Consider the following 16,699-nt stretch of genomic DNA (forward strand, 5'->3'; position numbering starts at 1 on the left):
CGCGTTCAGCGCGAGCCCTGCGGCAGGGGCGTGGTGCCCTGACTGGCGCCGCGCACCACTACCAGCCAGACGAGCGACACGCCCATCCATGCCGCGCACAACGCGGTCCAGCTCTGCGGCGCGGAGGCGTGCATCAGCCACCACGTCACCGCCGCCCCCATGGCGAGCACCCGCCCCAACTCCAGCGGAAGGCTCCAGCGCCGTGACTCCAGCAGCCCGCTCCACGCCGTGGCCATGGCCCAGAAGAGCAGGCTGAGCACCAGCTTCTGCCTGCCGGACAGCGGCGAGGCGTGGTGGCTCACCAGCAGCATGAAGGGCATCGCCGCCAGCAACTGGAACACGAGGTAGCCCCGGACGCCGGGCAGCTCGGTGGACTGGAACTTCAACTCCACGCCGTCCTTTTGCCAGCCCACAGAGGGGCGCGGTGGCAGGTCCGCGGGCCGCCAGCCGGTGGGCATCACCCAGATGCGCAGCCGGTCCCAGTGGCGCTTGGTGGCCACCGCGTCGCTGACCAGCTTCCCCCATGCCTGGAAGTTGATGACGGTGGGGTCCCAGGTGTTGGGCGGGGAGGTGAGGCCGTAGGAGCACGCCTCCTTCTCCTCCTCGAAGGTGCCGAACAGCTTGTCCCAGATGATGAGGAAGCCCGCGTAGTTCTTGTCGATGTAGACGTCATTGCGCGCGTGGTGGACGCGGTGGTGCGACGGCGTGTTGAGCCAGGATTCAATCCACCGGGGCATCTTCGGGATGACGCGCGTGTGGGGGATGAACTGGAGCACCAGGTGGAAGGCCACCATGGCCAGCACGGCCTCGGGCGGGAAGCCCACCAGCACCAGCGGCCAGTAGAAGAGGAACGAGAAGAGGCGCTGCGTCACGCTCGCGCGCAGGGCCACCGCGTAGTTGAGTTCCTCGGTGGAGTGGTGCGGCGAATGGGCGGCCCAGCCGATGTTGGTGCGGTGTCCGAAGCGATGGAACCAGTAGAAGAGGAAGTCCACGCCCAGGAAGAGCGCCACCAGCTCCAGCGGCGAGGACGCACCCAGTTGCCAGGGCGCGAACTGCCCCAGTTGGATGAAGAGCGGGAGCACCAGCAGCGCCACCGCCACGTTGACGCACTGGTTGAGCACCGCGGTGCCCATGCTCGCGATGGAGTCCTGGAAGGCGTAGTACCCGTTGCGCCGGATGACGCAGTAGGCGAATTCCCCCAGCGCCAGGACGATGACGAAGGGCGTGGCCACGGCGTAGACGTTGATGCTCATGCCGCCGGTGTATGGCGCCCGGAGGAAGGCCGCCTTAACCTGGGTTAAGCCCAGGTGCCTTCCGCTTGAGATACCCGAAGCTCTTCGAGCACATCGCCGCGCTCGCGCCGCTTCCCGCCAGCGAATGGCTGAAGGCGGAGGCGCTGGCGCGGGAGCAATCGCTGGACAAGCGGGCGCTCTTCCTGCGGCCGGGCGACTCCGCGGACCGCTTCGGCCTGGTGCTCCAAGGCGTCTTCCGCGCGGTGCGTGTCTCCGCTCGGGGCGAGGAGTCCATCAAGGCCTTCCGCGCCGAGGGGGAGTTCATTGGCGCCTACGCGGAGATGCTGCAGGGCCAACCCTCCATGACGGCCATCGAGGCGCTGGAGCCGGGCCGCGTGCTGGCATTCCAGGCGCAGGACCTTCAATCGCTGGAGGCCGGCCATCCCAGCTGGGCCCAGCTCGCCCGGCGGGTGGCGGAGCGTCACTACCTCCTGAAGGAGCGCCGCGAGCAGGAGTTCCTCGACCTGTCCGCGGAGGAGCGCCTGGAGCGCTTCTGGCAGGAACATCCCCACCTGCACGGGCGTGTCCCTCAGCGGGACGTCGCGGCCTACCTCGGCATTACCGAGGTCGCTTTGAGCCGCATCGTGTCACGCCGCCGCAAGCGGGCGGAGTGAGCGCGGCGGCGCGGTCCATGGTTTCATCGAACACCGACCCGCCATGTCCTCCCTCCCAGCCTCGCAGGACCTTCCGCAGCGGCCATTGACCCGTGAAGACGCCCGGACGCTCACGCTGGCGGCGCTGGGTGGTGCGCTGGAGTTCTACGACTTCATCATCTTCGTCTTCTTCACCAAGGTCATCGGCGAGCTCTTCTTCCCGCCCGATACGCCGGAGTGGTTGCGACAGCTGCAGGCCTTCGGACTGTTCGCCGCGGGCTACCTGGCGCGCCCGCTGGGCGGCATCGTCATGGCCCACTTCGGAGACCGGGCGGGCCGCAAGCGCATGTTCACGCTGAGCGTGTTCATGATGTCGGTGCCCACGCTGCTGATTGGACTGCTGCCCACCTATGAGACCGCGGGCTACGCGGCGCCCCTGGCGCTGCTCCTGCTTCGCGCGGTGCAGGGCGCGGCGGTGGGCGGCGAAGTCCCGGGGGCCTGGGTCTTCGTGTCGGAGCACGTGCCCACTCGCAGGGTGGGGCTGGCGTGCGGAACGCTCACCGCGGGCCTCACGTTCGGAATCCTGTTGGGCTCGTTGGTGGCCACGGCGGTGAATTCGCTGCTGGGCCCCGAGCAGGTGAATGCCTACGGCTGGCGAGCGCCCTTCGTCATCGGCGGCGTGTTCGGCTTCCTGGCGGTGTTCCTGCGCCGATGGCTGGCGGAGACGCCCGTCTTCGAGGAGCTGCGGCGGCGCAAGGCGTTGGTGCGGGAGCTGCCGCTCAAGGCCGTGCTGCGAGGCCACGGTGGCACCGTGGTGATGTCCATGCTGCTCACCTGGGTGCTCACCGCCGGCATCGTAGTGGTCATCCTGATGACGCCCACGTTGATGCAGACCCTGCACTCAATCACGGCCACGCAAGCGCTGGTAGCCAGCAGCGTGGCCACGCTGAGCCTCACGTTCGGCTGCGTGGCGTATGGCCTGCTCGCGGACCGGGTGGGCGTGGGGCTGTCGCTGGGGCTGGGCTGCGCGCTGATGCTCTCGGCGACGTATGCGCTGTACCTGGGCGCGGCGTCGTCGCCGGAGGCGCTGGTGCCGCTGTCCGCGCTGGCGGGCTTCTGCGTGGGCGTGGTGGGCGTGGTCCCCACCGCCATCGTGCGCGCCTTCCCCGCTCCGGTGCGCTTCTCGGGGCTCTCCTTCTCATACAACATGGCCTACGCCATCTTCGGCGGGCTCACCCCCCTGGTCGTCACCTTGATGATGAAGGTGTCGCCGCATGCGCCCGCGCACTACGTGGCGGCGGTGAGTGTCATGGGCGTGGGTATCGCGCTGCATCTGCTGCGCGCGGGGCGGGGCTCGGCGCTGCATCCCGCCACCGAGAGCTGACTCAGTAGCGTTCGAAGACGAAGGTGAACGTCTCACGCTCCGTCGGGCCGAAGGTGAGCCGGAGGAAGCGGTCGCCGCCGGGCGCGGTGAACTTCAACGTGTGGGTGATGACGGGCAGGCAGACGGGCCGGGCGGGCTCCAGCGCGGAGGCGACAGCGTCCTCGCCTTCCGTCATGTCATGCACGGCCACCGGGATGGGATGGTTGAGGTACAGGATGACGGGCTCGTCCCGGCTCTCTCCTGACACGACTTCCGTGCAGCCCAGGAAGGACGTGCCGCTGGCGGGGAGCGTCAGGCCGTAGAACTCGTGGGAGGTATCCGTCGCGGGGTAGATGGTGGGGGAGGCGCTCGCGGTGACTGGCACCGGGCTCTCCAGCAGTGCGTGGGCGCAGGCGTGTTCGGTGGTGCCGTCGCGCCGGCCGGTGGTGAAGTCCAGCCGCCCATCACCGAGTCCCGCATGCGACGTGTCCACCGCGTGGCCTTCCGCGCCGCGCAGCGCGCCGAGCTCCAGGGTGTACGCCGTCTCCTCCTCCAGCGGCGGCAGGTCGGATTCGGGCCGGGGGATGGCGACCGAGAGCGTCAGGCCGTCCTCGGACCAGGTGCCCGGCAGCGTGCGAGGGGCATTGGCCGGAGTCGTCCGGTCGACGAGCGTGACTTCCGCCGCCGAGGTGTCCATGGGCGTGTCGAAGGTGAGCGTGACGAGCTTGCGCACTCCGGTGGTCGTCGCATTCGCCTTGAACAGCTCCACGGGCAGGACGTTCGTCTCTCCCTCCGAGGGCGTGGAGCCGATGACCGTGGGGCCCTGGACCGAACCCGCGTCGGGCTGCGTTCCGGCATCGGGCTGCCTGCCCGCATCGGGTTCGGTCCCCGCATCCGGACGGGTGCCCGCGTCCGGCGTCGGACGGACAGGGTCGTCATTGTCACAGCCGGTCAGCGCCAGCAGGGCGCATGTGGCGAGCAAGGTGGTGGTGGCGGCGGTTCGCATCGGAGGGCCTTGGTGAGGTGAGGCGGGGAGAAGGGCCGGAGCGCCCCCGAGGTGAGCGGGGCGCCCCGGTGGAGGGGCTGCGGTGATGCCCAGGTCACCCCGTGGGTGACGGGCTAGCAGTTGAAGATGGCGGGGTTGGTGTCGTCGCAGTCGAAGCGTTGGGTGACGTAGCCCGCGGGCGCCTCACACGCGAAGCGGTAGAGCGGGCTGTTGGCGCCGTAGCCATCTCCGTCCGCGTCCCGGTAGTAGCGGCCGCGGTTGTCATGCAGGTACTCGGGCACCATGCCGACCGATGTGGTGGGCGCGGTGATGTTCAGCTCGTAGGTGTGGCCGACCGTGAGGTCGAACACCCGTGCGTGGTGCAGCGTGCAGGTGCCCTCGGTGATGCCGTTGGTGCTGACCAGCGCGGTCAGCGTGACGTTGGGCGTGACGCTCTTGTCCACGGCGGCGATGGTGACGTTCTGCGTGGCGTAGAACGCGACGGACTCCACGGTGGAGCCCGCCGAGGCCCTGGCCACGGGGATGTACGTCACCTTGCCCGTGCCGCTGCCGGACAGCGTCACGGTGTAGTGCTTGTGCTGGGTGCTGATGTCGGGCGCCCCGGTGACGCCATTCACGTTCACGTTGTCGCCAGGGTTGGACGCATGGGCGCACGCGTGCGTCGTCATGGCCGTGTTGTCCACGCTGGCGCAGGTGGCCTCCAGGGGCTGCTCCTGCTCCGACGTGAAGCCCTGCCTTGTGTCGTCCATGGGGCCGCAGGCGGCCAGCGACAGGCCGAGGAATGCACTGCAAAGGGTCCGCTGGGTCAGCTTCATGATGAGGCTTCCTTTCGTGAGCCGGGCTCCGCAAGTCGCGATCACCGGCAGTCCTTACTTATGATGCAAACGCAACTTGATTGCAATAATGCGGGGGGGTCGGTTCGGCCCGGATGCGTTACTGCACGTGCTCGATGACCATGTGGAGTTCGGGCAGCGACGTGGGGCCGAGCTGGAGCGTGTACTGGACGCGGTCCGTCAGTTCGTAGCCGACCATGTGCTTCAGCCCGTCGCAGAAGCCGCCGGTGGCCTGGGTGCCGGCTTGGGGCACGGTGGTGCTGATGGCCGTCTCGGTGAGGGTGACGGGCACGTCCGGGCTGCTCAGGTAGACGACGAAGTTGCCGGTGGCGAAGGACTTGTAGCTGAACGTCCCCACGTACTGGCTGTTCTCCGGGAGGAGCTTCACCGTGTAGTAGGTGTGAAAGTCGTCCACGCGGGGATGACGGGTAGTGGTGGCGTTGACGGTGACGAAGGGACCGTTCGTCACGTGCCAGCAGGCGTGCTCGCCGTCGTCACCGAAGTCGAAGCCGTCGCCAGGGACGTGGTTCGGGTCCGGCACGCAGGCCAGGCCATCATCGGCGGCCACGTAGCCCTTATTGCAGTGGCACCAGTCGCCCGTGGGCTCCCGGTGGATGTGGCCGTTGGGCTCGCATGGGTCGCCGGGCTCGACGGGGGCGGGGTCTTCGTCACCACCACAGGCGACGGCCGCCGCGGCACACGCGGTCAGGAAGAGGACTCGGAGGGTCGGGCGCATGAGGTGCTTCCTATATGTTTCTTGGATTCAAATGCAATTAAGATACAATTGATGTTCGGGTGCGCACGGGTGAAGGCCCACGGCGGGAGGAGGAAGCTCCCACCGTGGGCCTTCAAGACGCTCCGCGGGTCAGGTCAGTGGTGGTGACCCGCCTCCTCGATGATGAGGGTGAAGGCGGCGTTGGAGGGGAGGATGGAGCGGAACTCCAGGTAGTACTCGGTGTCGGCCTCGAGGTCCGCGAGGTAGGCCGTCTTCAGGCTGGAGCAGACCTCGGTGGGGACGGTGTAGCGGCACTCGCGCGTCACCTCGGTGCCGGTGGCGGCCTCGAAGATGCGCAGGCCTCGCTGACGCGACAGGATGAAGGCGAACTCACCCGACTCGTCCGGGAGGAACGAGACGCGGCCGGCGTAGTTGAACGGCGAGCGCTGCGGCAGGGTGACCTGGTAGGCGGTGTGGGCCTGGCTGACATCCACCAGGACGGGCGCGCCCAGGGCGGCGGCGATGACGGGCTCGAAGGGGCCGTATTCGGCGTGGTAGCAGGCGTGCTCCACGACGTGCTCCAACTCCTCGGGCTCCTCGCAGGCGGGGAGCATGCTGAACAGGGCGTCCTCGCTACTCTCCAGCGCGGCGGCCTCGGGAGCCACGAGGGACTCCTCCTCGACGGAGGTGCCACAGCCAGCGATCAGGACGGCCACGCTGGTGGCGAGCAGGGACTGCTTGAAGGGGAACTCCAGCTTCATGGTGGTTGCTCCTTGGAGGGGTACTGCGGGGTGACAGGGGTGTGTTCAGGGCGTGGCGGGACGCAGGACGAGCCACGCGGCCACGACCTCGCCCGAGGCCCGGCGCTCGGGGGGCAGCTGCATGTGCGTGGTGCCCTCGCCGAGCCGCAGGTCGGCGGTGCGGCGGAAGGACTCCTGGAATGAGTCGCTGTCCGGAAAGGTGACGCGCGCGACGGAGCACGGCCGCGCTGTGGGGGCCTGGGCGAGCGAGGTGGATGCCTTGGGCTCCGCGGTCTGGGACGGAAGCTCCACCGGCCGGTGAAGCCAGGCCGCGACGGCGCAGGCCAGCGCCAGTCCCGCGAATCCCATGCTCCAGATGAGTCGGCTCACGATGACGCGCCCTCCTTCGCGGCAGGACAGAGCGCTGCCGTCCCCGCCAGGTCCCCATTCCAGGAACGCCCGCGACAATGTGACACTGTGATTCACATGCAATCAAGTTTCATTTGATGGGTGGAGCGGTGGCGGGGACGTGCGCGGAGGGTGAATCGCGCCGTGGGGTGGGTCTTGCGAGACCCGTATTTCTTGTGTTTCAGGAAAGTTGGTTGCCGGTCACCAACCTCATCCACTAGGACCGTTGCACGCGCTCGGTCCGCGCGTGCGGCCGCCCCGCATGGCCGCCCCTCTCACGCAGAGGTCACTCCATGGGATTTCCGTCCTTCTTGTTGCGCGTGGTGGTGCTGGTCGTCCTGGCTGTTCCCACATGGGCCCAGGCGGGCTCGTATCTGCGCGTCGTCAGCTGGAACCTGCGTCACGAGGGGTGGACCGCGGAGCAGACGTACCGCGAGGACGCGGAGCAGATCTGGCGGCAGTACGGCGCGAACAGCAATTCCAACAACGGCTGTGACCTGGTGTTCCTGCAAGAGGTGATGAATACCAGCGTGGTTCCGGCCATCGTGGCGGAGCTCAACGCTGTCTCCGGCGTGAAGTGGCGCTATGCGCAGACGCCGCTCATCGGGCGCTCGTCGTACAAGGAAATCTACGCGGTGCTGTATCGGGAGGACGCGGTGTCACTGCTGTCATCCAGTGTTTATGAGGACACCGGCGACACGTTCGAGCGCGAGCCGCAAATCGTCCGCGTTCGGCACACGCCCACGGGCGCGGACTACACGTTCATCAACTGGCACACCGTCTGGGGCAATCCCTCCGACCGCGACGCCGAGGTGAAACAGATTGGCGCGGTGTTCAAGTCAGTGCAGGACGCCAGCCGCACCGACCAGGACGTCATCCTGGTGGGGGACCACAACATGGCGTGCACGACGGCGTCCTGGGCGAACCTGGTGGCGCTGTCTCCCACGGTGACCTGCAAGCTGAACGTGGCAACCACCATCAACCTCAGTGGTGGCTACGTGAATGCCTATGACCACTTCTGGATGCAGCCCGAATACGTGACGGAGTTCTCCGCGGCGGGGCGCGACTACATCGGGGACACGCGGGATTTCGTCACCCGCCTGGCGGACCACGCGCCCATCTACCTGACGCTGTATTCCACCAGCGATACGGATTGAGACCTTGAAACGTCGCGCATGGGGTGTGGGGGGCGCCGCGCTGGTGTTGGCCGCGCTCGTGCTGTGGTGGCTGCGGGCCGCGGACGTCGCCGCGCCGGTGACGCCCGCGCGCGCGCCCGTTGTACGCACGGAAGCCCCAACCCCCGTGAGTCCGCCGCCGCCCGTGGATCCGGAGTCCTCGCACTCAGAGGGACTGGTTCTGCGCGTGGTGCTGCAAGGGGATGTGCCTTTCCAGGGAGAGGCCCGCGTGGGCGAGGCCTCCATCTCCGACGCGGACCAGCACCAGTGGGAAGTGTCGAAGCGCGAGGGGCGCGAGGGCGCCGGGCCTGAGCGGCTGGAGGACCTGGCCAACGTGTTGGAGTGGCGGCCCGTGGAGGTGACGCCGTCCGCGACGGGGGGGACGTTGGGACCGGTGCTCGTTCCAGTGGTACCGCTCTACCGGGTGGTGGCCTGGGCTGCGGATGGAACGTTCTGGCTGGGCGACGTGGTGCTCGAGGAGGGGGTCACCACGGGCGTCGTGGAGGCTGTGCTGTCTGCCCGGGCACCTACCGGTGTGCGGGTGCGGCTCGCGGGAGTGCGACCCGAGCATGGCCCGTTCTCACTTCGTGTGGTGCGTGGCGTATCCCGGGATGTTCGCGACGCGGAGCGCGCGAGCGAACTGTTGCCCGTGATTCGGCATGTCGCGCCGGATATCGCCTCCGCGCTCGCGGACGGTACGGCGCTTCCGCTCCCCGTGGGGAAGTCGCTGGAGTTGCTGCCATTGCCCACGGACCCCGCGGTGGGGTTGGTGCTCCGGAGCGCGGCGGGAAGGGAAAGCGCGTGGGTGGAGGTGTCTCTGCGCGAGGGGCGTGTGGAGCCGGTGGTGCTGGACGTGGGTTCGCTCTTTCCCGAAGGCGTGGGTGAGGCGGTGACGCTGCGGGGGAAGGTGGAGCTGGAAGGAACGTTCCGTCCACCGGAAGGCGCGAGGCTCCTGGGGCCGGGGGACGTGGAAATCCCGCTCGCGCAGGATGGGCACTTTGTCGTGTCGGGGCTGCCGTCCTGGGAGCCGTCCCGCTTCCGCGTCGAGGTGGCATCGCCAGTTTCCAGACGTCCGGTGGCCGCGACGGAACAGGCTTTCGATTTCAGGCCCGAGCCGGGTGTGCGGGACGCCGAGGTGACGTGGCGCGTGAAGGCCTACCGGTGGCTCGTGCTGCGCATGGATGCCGCCATGCGGGCACAGATAGAGGCGCGGACCCAGAAGCCCTATCCCGTGTTCGTTCTCCAGCGGTGGCGCCACGAGAACCAGTGGGAGCTGGCCTCCGCCGGCGCCTACATCCAAGAAGAGGATGGGATGGCCGTGTCCATTCTGGAGCCAGGGCGCTATCGATTGCTGGTGTCCTTCTCTGTTCACGAGGTCTACACCAGCACCGCCGCAGACGTGGGCGAGGACATGGTGGACGGCACCGTCACCTTCCAGGTGGATGTGGAGGGGAACGATTGCGAGGTGCTCGTCACGGATGGGCGCAAGCCGGTGTTCGGCGCGCGAGTCACCGCATCAAGTGACGTGAGCTCACTGCCTCCCGCGTGGGGACTCACGGATGCGCAGGGACGTTGGCGGTTGGGGCGCGTGAGGCCGTTCGGCCTTCACCTGGAGGTGGAGGCGGAGGGATACGCGCCCTGGGCAGGGGAAGTCGCCGAGGCCTGCCGGCGAGGGGGCGAGGTTCGCGTCCAGCTTTAGGGGAGACCCCGCTCGCGGCGATGGCCACGAGCAGGGCCTGGGCCGCGCAGGTCAGGCCGCGTTGGCGGTGATGGCCATCAGCTCCGTGTGAGTACGTCTGGGCGCCGCGGCGGGCTCCAGCTCATCGGCCACTGGGGCGTCCGTCTCGCCCCCTTCGGTGGCCAGCTCCGGCGCGCGGTTCTTGCCGCCCAGGGCTTCCACCCACCCCTCCAGCAGGTCCATCAGCGCGCTGCGCTGCTCGCCTTCCAACGGCATCAGCAGCCGGGCCATGCGCTCCTGGACCACCGAGTCCGCCTGCTCCGCCAGGGCGCGGCCCTGCTCCGTGAGCCTCACTCGAACGCGCCGCCGGTCATGCCGCACGGAGCGCTCGCGCTGGACGAGCTGCGCGGCCTCCAGCCGGTCCAGCAGCCGGCTCAGCCGGGGCGGGGCAATGCCGCCCAGCCGCTCCGCGAGGACGTTGACGGGGAGGAGGCTCTCCGCCTTCAGCCACCAGACGGCCTGGACCTCCATCGGGTCCAGCTCGGTATGGGGTAGGGCACCCAGGGGACTGCCCAACGCACCGCAGCGCGCTACGTCGATGAGCAGATTCCTCAACCGCGCCACCTGCACCCGCACTTCCGCCGAGAGCTCGGACATCCTGGTCGCCTCCGTCTCTCGGGCGTCATCGTCCCTCCGGCCGAGGAATCCCGATGACCGCCCGTCTTCCAACGGGGCAAAGGCCCCGCCTGGGCGATCAACGGTCCGGCGCGGAAGGCATATCGGACCCACCGAAAGAAATGTGCGGGGCGCGGTCCGTCAGGCGCCGCTGGCCTTCTTGCGCTGGGCCTTCGCCTTGGCGTGGGCCTTGTCGAAGCCCTCGTAGAAGCGCACGGCCTGCTCGCCCACCATCTGGATGTGCTGGTTGTTGAAGTAGGCGGTGACGGGCGCGGCCACCAGCGGCATGGCCCGCCCCAGCGTCTGCATGCCGCCCTTCTCCAGCAGCATGGCGGCCAGCTTTCCCAACACCTTGGGACCCGCGCGAGGCAGCGGGCCCAGGCCGTTGGCGTAGCCAAACAAGTCCAGCATCTCCCCGCGCGCCCGCTCCGTCTTGAGGTTCACCTTGTAGACGGTGGCCACGTCCGTGAGCAGGATGATTTGCAGGTACGCCATGAAGAGCAGGTCCGCCGGCAACGCCACCAGCCCGAACACCCCGCTCACCCCGCCCACCATGCTGGCGAGGTTCTTCTTTTCGTCCACGATGCGCTGGGCCAGCTCCCGCGGCGACGCCTGCGGGTAGCGCTTCTCCAGGGTCGCGATGCGCACGCGTGAGCGCGCCACCTCTTGGAGGACGATGTCCGACAGCCGCGCCGAGCCGAGCTTCTTCAGCTCCGCCGGAGTCATCTTCTTCATGAAGGCCAGCCGCTCGGCCACGCTGTCGTAGAGACCCATCCCTCAATAACCCCGCTCGGACAGGTAGAGGTCCACCAGCGCGCCTTCTTCGTACCAGGCGTGCCGCATCTCCACGTTGAACCAGCGCGAGTCCGGCTTCGGACCGCGCACCTCCAACTTCACCTGATTGGGAGAGGTGTCGATGATGGCCGCGCGCGCCCTGCACGCCGAGCCCGGGTCTTCGCCGTAGCCACCCTCGAGGCAGATCTCATCACCCACCGAAAGCCGGCGGGTGTACTCGGTGGCCAGGTAGAGGGCGTCGTCACACGAGCCCCGCGCGGAGGACGTGCCGAGCGCATCGCACCGGTTCTGCGGCGGCGCCTTCACGACGGGGATGACCCCGTAGAGCGGGTCGTCGTTGTTCGGGTCCGGACGGAAGGCCCCCGTGCCCGTACAACCTGTCAGTACCAGCGAGAGCGCGCCAGCGCTCACCCACGACCGCCTCATCGTATCGACTCCTCCGGGGCCCACGACCCCACCCTTTAAGGAAGGGTGGAGCATGGCAAAAGGCGTTCGATGGGGCAAAGCAGCCAGCGGATCGCCGCGGCGCGGGACGTCAGGCCGAGCGGCGCTGCGGGCCCGGAATCTCCTTCGTCTGCCCGGGCACCACGCGGTTGTCCTTGTCCACGAACACCACGGTGGGCTTCCAGTTCGCCACCTCGGCTTCCTCCACTTCCGCGAAGGTGGCCAGGATGACCAGGTCGCCCGGCTTGTTCAGGTGCGCCGCCGCGCCATTGATGCAGATGACGCCGCTGCCGGCCTCACCTTCCAGCGCGTAGGTCTCCAGGCGCGTGCCCTGGGTGATGTTCCAGACCGCGACCTTTTCGTTCTCCACGATGTCGGCGGCGCGAAGCAGGTCGCGGTCGATGGTGACGGACCCTTCGTAATCCAGGTCAGCCTGGGTCACGGTCGCGCGGTGGATTTTCGACTTGAAGAGGATGCGGCGCATGTGTGTCTCGACCTTGGAAAAGCGGCAAGGACGCCCCACCGTAACGTCTGAGGCGCCCTGGGACAACCCTGTGTTCAGTTCCCCTGCCCGCAGTGCAGGCAGGCGTCACTTAACGAAATTGACGAGCTGATTGAGACTCAGGGGCACGCTCTGGGATTCCGAGGTGAGCTTGCCGTCCAGGCGAACCTGCGCATTTCCGCCCGAGCGCAGGGCCAGGGCCGCGTTCGCCGCGCGAGCGAAGCTGATGGTGAGGGGCAGGGTGACCTGCTTCGTCCCGCTGCCGTCCAGCTTGCCCAGGTTACCGGTGGACAGCGTGCCCACATCCGCGCCCGCCACCTTCAGTGCGCCAGTGATGCCGGCCACCGGCAACGGGAAGCTGTTGCGGTTGGTGATCGACAACGGGAATTCCACGGTGGCGCCGGTCAGGGTGATGTCCTTGATGCGCGGCGCCTGGAAGGACACCTGCGGAATCTTGGGGACCTCGAAGGTGCCTTCCTTCGCCAGAGGGAAGCTCAGTACGCCGATGGGCGTCTTCACGCCCAGCGTGCCCTGTGCCTTGAAGGCGGCCTTGTCCTGCTTGAGGAAGGTCTCCAGCACGGGGACGATGTCCGCGAACTTCACGTTGGCCGGGAAGACGAGCTCGCTCTTGCCGTTGGCCTTGAGCGCCAGACCCGAGCGTGGCTTGCCGGCCACCACCTGCTTGCCCTCCACGAAGAAGGCGTAGTCCACCTCGGCCAGGTTCAACCCAAAGCCGTTGGGGTTGTTCAGCTCGTAGACCAGGTTGATGGTGGCGTCGGACAAGGACGCATCCGCGAGCCGGGCCGTCTTGAAGGAGAGGGTGGGCTTCTTGAAAGCCCCCTTCAGCATCTTCTGCAAGGCGGCGCAGCCACTGAGCGTGGTGAGTCCAAGGACGGCCAGGACGAGGAGGGCACGTTTCATGGTGGGCATGGGCGTATCATCGGACGCACCTGCTCCGCGCGGGATTCAATGCAATGCCATGGGAGGTGGTATGTGAGGTGCCTCCCGTACCCAGATGGAGGCACCCTTGTCCGGGGTCCGTGCACACATCTCCTTCCATCGTCCGTCCTGGCGCGCCTTGCTGGCCCTGGGGCTACTGGCTGCGGCATCGGTATCCTGTTCCAAGAGCAGTCAGGACCCCGCGGAGCGGCGAACGCTGTCGTTGAAGCCCTGCCGCCTGGAGGGGCTGGCCACGCAGGCCCAGTGTGGGACCTATGAGGTCTTCGAGGACCGGGCGGCTCGCACGGGCCGCAAGATTCCCCTGCGCGTGGTGGTGGTGCCGGCGCTGGCCGCGCAGCCGCAGCCGGATCCGTTGGTGCTGCTGGCGGGAGGCCCGGGCCAGGCGGCGTCGCGTTCGACGCAGGTGTTGATGGCGGTGGAGCGCATCCGCCGCAAGCGCGACATCGTGCTGGTGGACCAGCGAGGCACGGGGGACTCGAATCCGCTGAACTGCAAGACGGACGCGCCGGAAGAGGGTCTGTCCTCGCGGCTTGAGGAAGGCCAAGCGGCGGAGGAGGTGCGCAAGTGCCGCGAGGGCTGGGACGCGGACGTGCGGCACTACACCACGCCCGTCGCCATGGATGACCTGGACGAGGTCCGCGAGGCGCTGGGCTACGAGAAGCTCAACCTCTGGGGCGTGTCCTACGGCACGCGCGCGGCGCTCGTGTACATGCGGCAGCACCCGGAGCGCGTGCGGACCGCCATCCTGGACGGCGTGGCGCCCATGGGGTTGTACCTGCCGCTGTTCGCGCCCCGCGACGCGCAGCAGGCGCTGGACCGGCTGCTGGCGAACTGCGAGGCGGACGCGGCGTGTACCCAGGCGTATCCGAACCTTCGGTCCAGGACGGAGACGTTGCTGACGACGCTGGAGACCACGCCCGCGCGCACCCAGGTGGCGCACCCGCGCACCGGTGTGTTGGAGGAGGTCGTCCTGTCGCGCCGCGCCTTCCTGGCGCAGCTCTTCGCGCAGCTCTACAGCCCGGAGATGTCCTCCCTGGTGCCGTTGATGCTGGACCGGGCCACGCAGGGAGACTGGTCCCCTTTCGTCGCGCTCAGCGTGGGCCTGACGGAGAACCTGGGACGCACGGTGAGCCATGGCCTCTACTTCGCCGTCGTGTGCGCGGAGGACGCGCCCTTCTACGACGAGGCGGCGTTGGTGCGCGAGTCGCAGGGCACCTGGTTCGGTCCGACCATGGGCCGGGAAGTGCTCTCCGTCTGCGCGGACTGGCCGCGTGGGAGCCTGCCCCAGGGCTACCGCGAGCCGGTGGTGTCGTCGGTGCCCACGCTGCTCTTGTCGGGGGAGCTGGACCCGGTGACGCCGCCCGCGTGGGCCGAGGAGGCAAAGCGCACGCTCTCCAACAGCCTGCACGTGGTGGTGCCCGGCGTGGGCCACAACACGATTGGCGCGGACTGCGCGCGCACGCTGATGCTGGACCTGCTGACCCAAGGGAGCGTGGAGGGGCTGTCGTCCGCGTGCGGCACCCACCTCACCCGTCCTCCCTTCTTCACCTCCTTCGCCGGCCCGGTGCCTTGAGGACGCGCGCGCCATGATTGAAGCCAGGAACCTGCACAAGCGCTTTGGCAAGAAGGTGACGGCGGTGGAGGACGTGTCCTTCACGGCGGAGGATGGCGTCATCACGGGCCTGTTGGGCCCCAACGGCGCTGGCAAGACGACGACGATGCGCATGCTCTACACGCTGGTGCGGCCGGACCGCGGCACCGCGCTGGTGGACGGCGTGGACGTGGTGCAGCGGCCGCAGGAGGCCCGGCGGGCGCTGGGCGTGCTGCCGGACGCGCGTGGCCTCTATCCGCGCCTCACCGCCCGCGAGCACGCGCGCTACTACGGCGAGTTGCACGGTCTGTCCGGCGCCACGCTGGACAAGCGCGTGGACGAACTGCTGGACCTGTTGGACATGCGGGACATCGCGGACCGCCGCACGGAGGGCTTCAGCCAGGGCCAGCGCGTGAAGGTGGCCATGGCGCGGGCGCTGGTGCACGGGCCTCGCAACGTGCTCTTGGACGAGCCCACCAATGGGCTGGACGTCATGAGCACGCGCTCGGTGCGCACGCTGCTGCGGCGGCTGAAGGATGAAGGCCGGTGCGTGGTGTTCTCCAGTCACGTGATGCAGGAAGTGGCCGCGCTGTGTGACCGCATCGTGGTGGTGGCGCACGGACGGGTGGTGGCGGACGGGACGCCGGACGCGCTGCGCGCGAGCACCGGCAAGGACAGCCTGGAGGAGGCCTTCGTGGCCACCATCGGCACGGACCAGGGGTTGATGCAATGAGCGGGCTGTCCTTCTCCGTCTTCCGCAAGGAGCTGAAGGACCACCTGCGCGACCGGCGCTCGGTGCTCACCTCGTTGATGTGGCCGCTGATTGGCCCCGTCGTGTTCATGGTGATGTTCAACCTGCTGGCCTCCTGGTACCGGCAGGACCGGCCGCTGGCGCTGCCGGTGGTGGGGCGGGAGCACGCCCCCAGCCTGATGGCCTTCCTGGAGCGCTACGGCGCGCAGTTGGAAGCGGCGCCGGAGGACTACGAGTCGCGCATCCGGGCGGGCTCGCTGGACGCGGTGCTGGTGGTGCCGGACGACTACGCCGAATCGTACTCCGCCGGGCGCACCGCCGAGGTTCAGCTCGTGGTGGACAGCTCGCGCCAGTCCGCGCGCCAGTCGGTGCTGCGCGCGCGGCGGCTGCTGGAGGCGTATGCCCAGATGCTGGGCAACCAGCGCCTCTATGCGCGTGGCGTCTCGCCGGACCTGGCCATTCCCGTGCGGGTGCAGGAGGCGGACCTGTCCACGCCGGAGCGCACCGCGGCGGGGCTGCTCAACATGGTGCCGCTCTTCCTGGTCATCGCCGCCTTCGCGGGCGGCATGCAGGTGGCCAGCGACGTCATGGCGGGTGAGCGCGAGCGCGGCTCGCTGGAGCCCTTGCTGCTCAACCCGGCGCCTCGGAGCGCGGTGGTGACGGGCAAGTGGCTGGCCACCGTGGTCATGGCCATCGCGGCGGTGCTGATAACGCTGGTGGCCTACATGCTAGTGGTGCGGCGCGTGCCCTTGGAGGACCTGGGGGTGAAGGCCCGCTTCGACGCGCCCGCCGCCCTGGGCATGGCCGCCGCCGTGCTGCCGCTGGCCCTGGCCGCCTCCGCCGTGCAGGTGTGGGTGTCCACCTATGCACGCTCCTTCAAGGAGGCGCAGACGTACCTGTCCCTCCTGATGGTGGTGCCCATGCTGCCGGGCATGGTGCTGGCCCTGTCGCCGCTCCAGCCGAAGATGTGGATGTTCGCGGTGCCGGTGCTGGGCCAGGAGGTGCTCGCGGGCGAGGTGATGCGCGGTGAGCCGCTGGGCGCGCTGCCGTTCCTCATCGCGGGCGCGTCCAGCATCCTGCTCACGGTGTTGTCGCTGGCGGTCACCGCGCGTTTGTTGTCCCAGGAGCGCATCGTCTTCGGCCGGGGCTGACGAGGGTCCCCTTCGCGCCGCTGTTGC

The 16,699-nt window shown here is 68.5% G+C and carries 18 protein-coding genes; 7 read left to right on the plus strand and 11 right to left on the minus strand.

The genetic code is table 11. The features are described from left to right. Positions 1–5 precede the first annotated feature (5 nt). Positions 6–1,253: a sterol desaturase family protein gene (locus tag F8M74_RS08560; protein WP_141253228.1), complete on the minus strand. Its 1,248-nt coding sequence runs from the start codon at positions 1,251–1,253 to the stop codon at positions 6–8. Between the two features lie 65 nt (positions 1,254–1,318). Here F8M74_RS08560 and F8M74_RS08565 point away from each other — a divergent pair, with 65 nt between their 5' ends. Then, on the plus strand, positions 1,319–1,906 hold the full coding sequence (locus F8M74_RS08565; RefSeq protein WP_141253227.1) for a Crp/Fnr family transcriptional regulator: 588 nt from the start codon (positions 1,319–1,321) through the stop codon (positions 1,904–1,906). 43 nt (positions 1,907–1,949) lie between these two features. Beyond that, a complete protein-coding gene (locus F8M74_RS08570; RefSeq protein WP_141253226.1) occupies positions 1,950–3,269 on the plus strand; it encodes an MFS transporter in 1,320 nt (439 codons plus the stop codon). A 1-nt stretch (position 3,270) separates the two neighbouring features. On the opposite strand, the gene F8M74_RS08575 is transcribed toward F8M74_RS08570, so the two are convergent. From F8M74_RS08575 to F8M74_RS08595, 5 genes are all read right to left on the minus strand, one after another. Continuing rightward, the gene (locus F8M74_RS08575; RefSeq protein ID WP_141253225.1) at positions 3,271–4,254 is read right to left on the minus strand and encodes an Ig-like domain-containing protein; all 984 of its coding nucleotides are present in this window, start codon (positions 4,252–4,254) and stop codon (positions 3,271–3,273) included. Between the two features lie 113 nt (positions 4,255–4,367). After that, complete coding sequence (locus F8M74_RS08580) at positions 4,368–5,069, minus strand: hypothetical protein (protein ID WP_228559193.1); 702 nt, start codon at positions 5,067–5,069, stop codon at positions 4,368–4,370. 118 nt (positions 5,070–5,187) lie between these two features. Then, complete coding sequence (locus tag F8M74_RS08585) at positions 5,188–5,823, minus strand: hypothetical protein (RefSeq protein WP_141253224.1); 636 nt, start codon at positions 5,821–5,823, stop codon at positions 5,188–5,190. Positions 5,824–5,957: 134 nt separating this feature from the next. Further along, positions 5,958–6,563 (minus strand): hypothetical protein, encoded by a 606-nt coding sequence (locus F8M74_RS08590; protein ID WP_163884354.1) that lies wholly within the window; start codon positions 6,561–6,563, stop codon positions 5,958–5,960. Positions 6,564–6,608: 45 nt separating this feature from the next. After that, on the minus strand, positions 6,609–6,932 hold the full coding sequence (locus F8M74_RS08595; protein WP_228559195.1) for a hypothetical protein: 324 nt from the start codon (positions 6,930–6,932) through the stop codon (positions 6,609–6,611). A gap of 311 nt (positions 6,933–7,243) precedes the next feature. Between F8M74_RS08595 and F8M74_RS08600 the strand changes: the two genes are divergently transcribed. Together F8M74_RS08600 and F8M74_RS08605 are read left to right on the plus strand one after the other, a co-directional pair. Beyond that, positions 7,244–8,107, plus strand: coding sequence for a deoxyribonuclease I (locus F8M74_RS08600; protein ID WP_141253222.1), 864 nt, complete (start codon positions 7,244–7,246; stop codon positions 8,105–8,107). A 4-nt stretch (positions 8,108–8,111) separates the two neighbouring features. Next, entirely contained in the window at positions 8,112–9,824 is a 1,713-nt protein-coding gene (locus tag F8M74_RS08605) for a carboxypeptidase regulatory-like domain-containing protein (RefSeq protein WP_141253221.1), read from the plus strand. 51 nt (positions 9,825–9,875) lie between these two features. Here F8M74_RS08605 and F8M74_RS08610 read toward each other — a convergent pair whose 3' ends face one another. The 5 genes from F8M74_RS08610 to F8M74_RS08630 all read right to left on the minus strand — a co-directional run bounded on the left by F8M74_RS08610 (position 9,876) and on the right by F8M74_RS08630 (position 13,149). Next, positions 9,876–10,460: a MarR family winged helix-turn-helix transcriptional regulator gene (locus tag F8M74_RS08610; RefSeq protein WP_171410192.1), complete on the minus strand. Its 585-nt coding sequence runs from the start codon at positions 10,458–10,460 to the stop codon at positions 9,876–9,878. 159 nt (positions 10,461–10,619) lie between these two features. Further along, positions 10,620–11,252, minus strand: coding sequence for an EcsC family protein (locus tag F8M74_RS08615; protein WP_141253219.1), 633 nt, complete (start codon positions 11,250–11,252; stop codon positions 10,620–10,622). Positions 11,253–11,255: 3 nt separating this feature from the next. Next, a complete protein-coding gene (locus F8M74_RS08620) occupies positions 11,256–11,699 on the minus strand; it encodes a hypothetical protein (protein WP_141253218.1) in 444 nt (147 codons plus the stop codon). A gap of 109 nt (positions 11,700–11,808) precedes the next feature. Further along, on the minus strand, positions 11,809–12,201 hold the full coding sequence (gene panD / locus F8M74_RS08625; RefSeq protein WP_011556755.1) for an aspartate 1-decarboxylase: 393 nt from the start codon (positions 12,199–12,201) through the stop codon (positions 11,809–11,811). A gap of 105 nt (positions 12,202–12,306) precedes the next feature. After that, a complete protein-coding gene (locus tag F8M74_RS08630; protein WP_141253217.1) occupies positions 12,307–13,149 on the minus strand; it encodes an LEA type 2 family protein in 843 nt (280 codons plus the stop codon). An 85-nt stretch (positions 13,150–13,234) separates the two neighbouring features. On the opposite strand from F8M74_RS08630, the gene F8M74_RS08635 reads away from it, so the two are divergent. Genes F8M74_RS08635 through F8M74_RS08645 form a run of 3 tightly spaced genes read left to right on the plus strand, consistent with a single transcriptional unit; the run spans position 13,235 to position 16,672 of the window. After that, positions 13,235–14,752 carry an alpha/beta hydrolase gene (locus F8M74_RS08635; RefSeq protein WP_141253216.1) on the plus strand — a complete coding sequence of 506 codons (1,518 nt, stop codon included), beginning with the start codon at positions 13,235–13,237 and terminating at the stop codon, positions 14,750–14,752. A 13-nt stretch (positions 14,753–14,765) separates the two neighbouring features. Beyond that, positions 14,766–15,503, plus strand: a complete 738-nt coding sequence (locus F8M74_RS08640; RefSeq protein WP_141253215.1) for an ATP-binding cassette domain-containing protein — start codon at positions 14,766–14,768, stop codon at positions 15,501–15,503. After that, positions 15,500–16,672: an ABC transporter permease gene (locus F8M74_RS08645; RefSeq protein WP_141253214.1), complete on the plus strand. Its 1,173-nt coding sequence runs from the start codon at positions 15,500–15,502 to the stop codon at positions 16,670–16,672. The genes F8M74_RS08640 and F8M74_RS08645 overlap by 4 nt, the downstream gene beginning before the upstream one ends. The last annotated feature ends 27 nt before the right edge of the window (positions 16,673–16,699 follow it).

Origin of the sequence: Myxococcus sp. CA023, from assembly GCF_010998615.1 — a bacterium.
In the GTDB taxonomy this organism is placed as follows: domain Bacteria; phylum Myxococcota; class Myxococcia; order Myxococcales; family Myxococcaceae; genus Myxococcus.